Origin of the sequence: Prosthecobacter sp. (genome assembly GCF_029946185.1) — a bacterium.
Taxonomy (GTDB): domain Bacteria; phylum Verrucomicrobiota; class Verrucomicrobiia; order Verrucomicrobiales; family Verrucomicrobiaceae; genus Prosthecobacter.
In genome coordinates this window covers 1-4,232 of record NZ_JAQSEA010000122.1, presented here as the reverse complement: position 1 = coordinate 4,232, position 4,232 = coordinate 1, and the positions used below count along the sequence as shown (strand labels likewise).

The 4,232-nt window shown below is 58.1% G+C and carries 5 protein-coding genes; 2 read left to right on the top strand and 3 right to left on the bottom strand.

The genetic code is table 11. From position 1 onward, the window contains the following. On the top strand, nt 1-676 hold a 676-nt coding region (locus tag PSV43_RS09925), incomplete at its 5' end, for an aminotransferase class III-fold pyridoxal phosphate-dependent enzyme (RefSeq protein WP_300196294.1). Here PSV43_RS09925 and PSV43_RS09920 read toward each other — a convergent pair. The 3 genes from PSV43_RS09920 to PSV43_RS09910 form a co-directional block, all read right to left on the bottom strand. Next, nucleotides 648-1,760, bottom strand: coding sequence for an inorganic phosphate transporter (locus PSV43_RS09920; protein WP_300196292.1), 1,113 nt, complete (start codon nt 1,758-1,760; stop codon nt 648-650). The two genes, PSV43_RS09925 and PSV43_RS09920, sit on opposite strands and share 29 nt — an antisense overlap. Nucleotides 1,761-1,773: 13 nt before the next feature. Next, a complete protein-coding gene (locus tag PSV43_RS09915; protein ID WP_300196290.1) occupies nt 1,774-2,403 on the bottom strand; it encodes a DUF47 family protein in 630 nt (209 codons plus the stop codon). 186 nt (nt 2,404-2,589) lie between these two features. Beyond that, on the bottom strand, nt 2,590-2,937 hold the full coding sequence (locus tag PSV43_RS09910) for a P-II family nitrogen regulator (RefSeq protein WP_184344828.1): 348 nt from the start codon (nt 2,935-2,937) through the stop codon (nt 2,590-2,592). A 204-nt stretch (nt 2,938-3,141) separates the two neighbouring features. Between PSV43_RS09910 and PSV43_RS09905 the strand changes: the two genes are divergently transcribed. Then, complete coding sequence (locus tag PSV43_RS09905; RefSeq protein ID WP_300196286.1) at nt 3,142-4,050, top strand: hypothetical protein; 909 nt, start codon at nt 3,142-3,144, stop codon at nt 4,048-4,050. The last annotated feature ends 182 nt before the right edge of the window (nt 4,051-4,232 follow it).

The window sequence follows — 4,232 nt, the reverse complement described above, 5'->3', positions numbered from 1 at the left end:
CGCCATCGTCATCGAACCGCTCATCCAAGGTGCTGCGGGCATGCGCATCTGGCCGCAGGGTATGCTCAAAAAGCTGGATGCTTGGTGCGCAGAGCAGGATGTGTTTTTAATCCTCGACGAAGTCATGACCGGCTTTGGCCGCACTGGAAAAATGTTCGCCTGTGAGCACGAAGGCGTCGTTCCCGATTTCCTCTGCCTCGCCAAAGGCCTCTCTGGTGGCTACCTACCGCTGGCCGTTACCTTGACCACCGAGCGCGTGTTTAACGGCTTCCTCGGGGAGCCCCATGAGGGCCGCACCTTTTTTTACGGCCACAGCTTTGCTGGCAGCCAGCTCGGCTGCGCGGCGGCACTTGCGAGCCTGCGGGTCTTCCGTGACGAACGGGTGCTGGAGCAGCTCCCGGCCAAAATCGCCCTTCTGCGCGAATTGATGTCAGATCTTCCCGGCTTCCGCCAATGCGGCATGATCGCAGCCATGACCATCGATTCCACCGACCTCAGCCTCGGCCCAAAAGTCTGCCTCGCCGCCCGCAAGCAAGGTTTGCTCACTCGGCCCATCGGCAACACCCTCGTGCTGATGCCGCCACTCTGCGTCACCCTGGAGGAAATCGACCGCATGGTGGCTGCGCTCAAAGCAGCCCTGGACGAGATCACCCCACCGGCGTGCCGAACAGCTTGAACAGCCCGTAACTCAGCAGCCCCGTGAATGGGATGGTGAGAACCCAGGCCCACATGATTCGCGTCACGACATTCCACTTGATGGCGTTGAGCCGTTTGGCCGTCCCCACCCCCATGATGCTCGTGGTAATGGCATGCGTGGTGGAAACCGGCATGCCGAAATGCGCTGCTGCCAGCAGCACCGTGGCCGCCGTCGTCTCTGCTGCAAAACCATGCACTGGCTGCAGTTTCACCAATTTGTGACCCAAAGTCTTGATGATGCGCCAGCCGCCGGCAGCTGTACCAGCGGCCATGGTCAGGGCGCAGGCCACCTTGATCCAGATGGGAATCTGATCACTTTTTTCACCCAGTGACTCAATGCGCAGGAAGCCCAGCCAGTCTGGGATCCCGGCCAGATCGCCGGAACTTGTCCCGGCCAGCAGAGCGAGAGCGATGATGCCCATCGTTTTCTGCGCGTCGTTCGAACCATGGCTGAACCCCATGAACCCCGCGCTTACGATCTGCAATTTGCCAAACACGCCGCTGACCATGTGCGGTTTGAAAATGCCGAACAGGTGGTTCAAGGTGGAAATCAACAGGTAAAGAAACGACATTACCAGGAACCCGAGCAACAACCCGGCAATCGGTGAACTGATCATCGGCACCACGACTTTGTAGAGCAGGCCGCCGCCTTCGAACCATAGCTTCCCGGCTGCGGGAGGCTTGGACCAGATCAGAACGGACCAGTTGCCACTGGCCGTGGCCAGAGTGGCCCCGGTGAGCCCGCCCACCAGCGCATGGCTGGAACTTGACGGCATGCCAAACCACCAGGTGATCAGATTCCAGACGATGCCGCCCACCAGCGCACAAATGATGGTCTGCGTGGTGACAAACGCGGAATCCACCAGCCCGGAAGCGATGGTCTTTGCCACCGCCGTGCCAAACAATGCCCCAACCAGATTCGTCACTGCCGCCAGGATGATCGCCATGCGCGGCGTCAGCACCTTGGTGGACACCACCGTCGCGATGGAATTGGCGGTGTCGTGAAAGCCGTTGATGTACTCAAAGATCAACGCCACCACCACCACGGTAAGAACGAGTGTCATGCGGGGCGGTCGGTCAGGAGTTCTTCAAAACAATGTTCGCTACGACGTTCCCCGCGTCGCGGCAGCGGTCCACGACCTTTTCCATCAGGTCATAGAGATCTTTGAGGATGACGACCATCACCGCGTCCTTCTCAGTGGTGTAGAGCACCCGCAGACATTCGAGCACCAGCTTGTCCGCCTCGCCTTCGACCTGCTGAATCTTGTCATTCAAAACCTTCACCCGCTCCAGATGCATCTTGCTGCGCAGCTCCACCACCATGGTGAAGACGACCTCGGCTGCCGAGTCCATCAGTTTGAGCTGGCGGGAAAAATCCGCGCCGACCAGACGCTCGCTGCAAATCAACAAGCGCTCAGCAATCTTTTCGACCGTCTTGGGAATCTTGTACAATGCATTGGCCAGCGCCTCGATGTCCTCGCGCTCCAGCTCCGTGACAAAGGTTTTGCACAGCGCCTCGTCGATCTGCTGGGTGATCTTCTTGTCCTCTCGGCGCAGGGCGGTGAAGGCGTCGAGGTTCTGCGGCGCGGCGGCGTCTGAAAGCAGTTTGTGCAATGTCTGGACGCTCTGCCGGGCGTGGCTGGCGCTGGATTCGAGCAGATCATAAAAGACATCTGATTTGCCGAAGATTTTTTGGAAAGAAATCATGGGAGGGAACCCGTCCATGGACGGGCCAGCCAGTTAGAGCGAGCAGGATGGGGGCTGTCAAGGCTACCAGACCATGTCATTGTGACGAAAAAGCCCCATTCATGCCCATGCCAGACCACAAAAAACCCAACTGCGGCAGGCCGCAGATGGGTTCGTTTGTAGATTTGCAGTTTTGGGGGTGGCAAACTAGCTGCTGGAAACAGCATCAGCACCACGCTCGCCGGTGCGGATGCGAATAGCATCAAGCACAGCACTGACGAAGACCTTGCCGTCGCCAATTTTCCCCGTGTTTGCCGCCTTGACGATGGCATCGACCACGGCGTCAGCACGGCTGTCGTCAACGACGACCTCAATCTTCACCTTTGGGAGGAAATCGACGGTGTATTCACTGCCACGGTAGATCTCGGTATGACCCTTTTGGCGGCCAAATCCCTTGACCTCCACAACAGTCATCCCTTCGACTCCGACTTCGGAAAGGGCTTCTTTGACATCCTCCAGTTTGAACGGCTTGATGATCGCTTCGACTTTTTTCATGGTTAACGGCAATTAGTAGTGTGGTTCACAAATTGCAACGATCAGAACCGGCGGAAGATGATTTTCCTGGCCCAATCTTTTGCGAGTATAGGTTTAAGCCGGAAGCGTGCCAACTTCTTGGCCGATTTCCAGCTCACCTCAAAAACCTCGCCTCAGGCTGGAGAGCCGTATTGCAAAGCCTCAGGCTTTCGCTTACCTCGGGCCATGCTTCGCACCGTGCTTCTGGCCTCCTCCCTTCTCTGCCTCACCCTCGCCTGTCCCGCCCAGGATTCCCCGGTGGAACTGAAGCTGCACTGGGAACCGGGCATGACTTACCTCCAGGAATCAGACACCGACACGACGAATTTCCTCACGGCCCTCGGCAAGACAACCGACCAAAAGCTGCGCCTCCATCAGAGCACTTCCATCACGGTCAGCGAGACGCCCGCAGGCCAGACCGAAGCCAAAGTGCTGATCGATTCCCTGCTTGGTGAAATGACCTTCGAGGGCAAAAGCTATGCTTTTGATTCGCGGAACCCCGGCTCCTCCAGCCCGCAGCTCCAGCAGACTCTCGGCGGGACGGCCGGCAAAGGCTTCACCCTCGTCTATAATGACAAGGGAGATTTCGTCGATGCCAAAGACACCGGCTCCATGGTCACCGGCGGCATTGAACCCGACTTGAACTCCATCTCCACCGCCCGCCAACTCGCCACCCTGTACCGCCGTTCGCTCGAAATGGGCCTCCCCCAAATCCCCGTCAGCCCCGGCGACAAGTGGATCTCCGATGAAACCGTCCCCTTCCCCCAGGCCGGCACAGTCCAAGTGAAGCTCAATGCCAAATTTGACGGCATCGTGGACCGCGAAGGCCGCCGCCAGGCCCAGATCGCCTTTGAGGGCACCATGAAATCCAAACCGGATAAAGACAGCACCGGTCGTGAACTCGACACCGAACGCTCCGTCACCTTCGGCGACAATTCCAAGGTCAACGGCCACGTCTTCTTTGATCTGGAACGCAAAACCATCTCCATGGCCGTCTTCTCCGCCGCGATTCAACTCAAAGTGCAGGGCAAGACGATGCCCGTCCAACAGCAGGTCACCACCCGCTTGGTCTCCATGAAGCCCACTGCTCCCTGAGAGAAGCGGCCCTGCCGCTGATCCGATAACAACAGCAAACAATCGCCAACAACGCATCAATGCTCTGATGGCCGAAGTACTCGACTGTCTCATCGGCTCCGCTTGACGAGGTTGAACAGTTTCATCGGAGGACTGAATTGTTCTTTATGCCAGATCGAAGTCAGGCGGGCTGCGAAGCCATA

Coding starts and splice junctions, on each gene's coding strand:
- PSV43_RS09920 (WP_300196292.1), bottom strand. CDS start 1,760: ATGACACTCGTTCTTACCGTGGTGGTGGTGGCGTTGATCTTTGAGTAC.
- PSV43_RS09915 (WP_300196290.1), bottom strand. CDS start 2,403: ATGATTTCTTTCCAAAAAATCTTCGGCAAATCAGATGTCTTTTATGAT.
- PSV43_RS09910 (WP_184344828.1), bottom strand. CDS start 2,937: ATGAAAAAAGTCGAAGCGATCATCAAGCCGTTCAAACTGGAGGATGTC.
- PSV43_RS09905 (WP_300196286.1), top strand. CDS start 3,142: ATGCTTCGCACCGTGCTTCTGGCCTCCTCCCTTCTCTGCCTCACCCTC.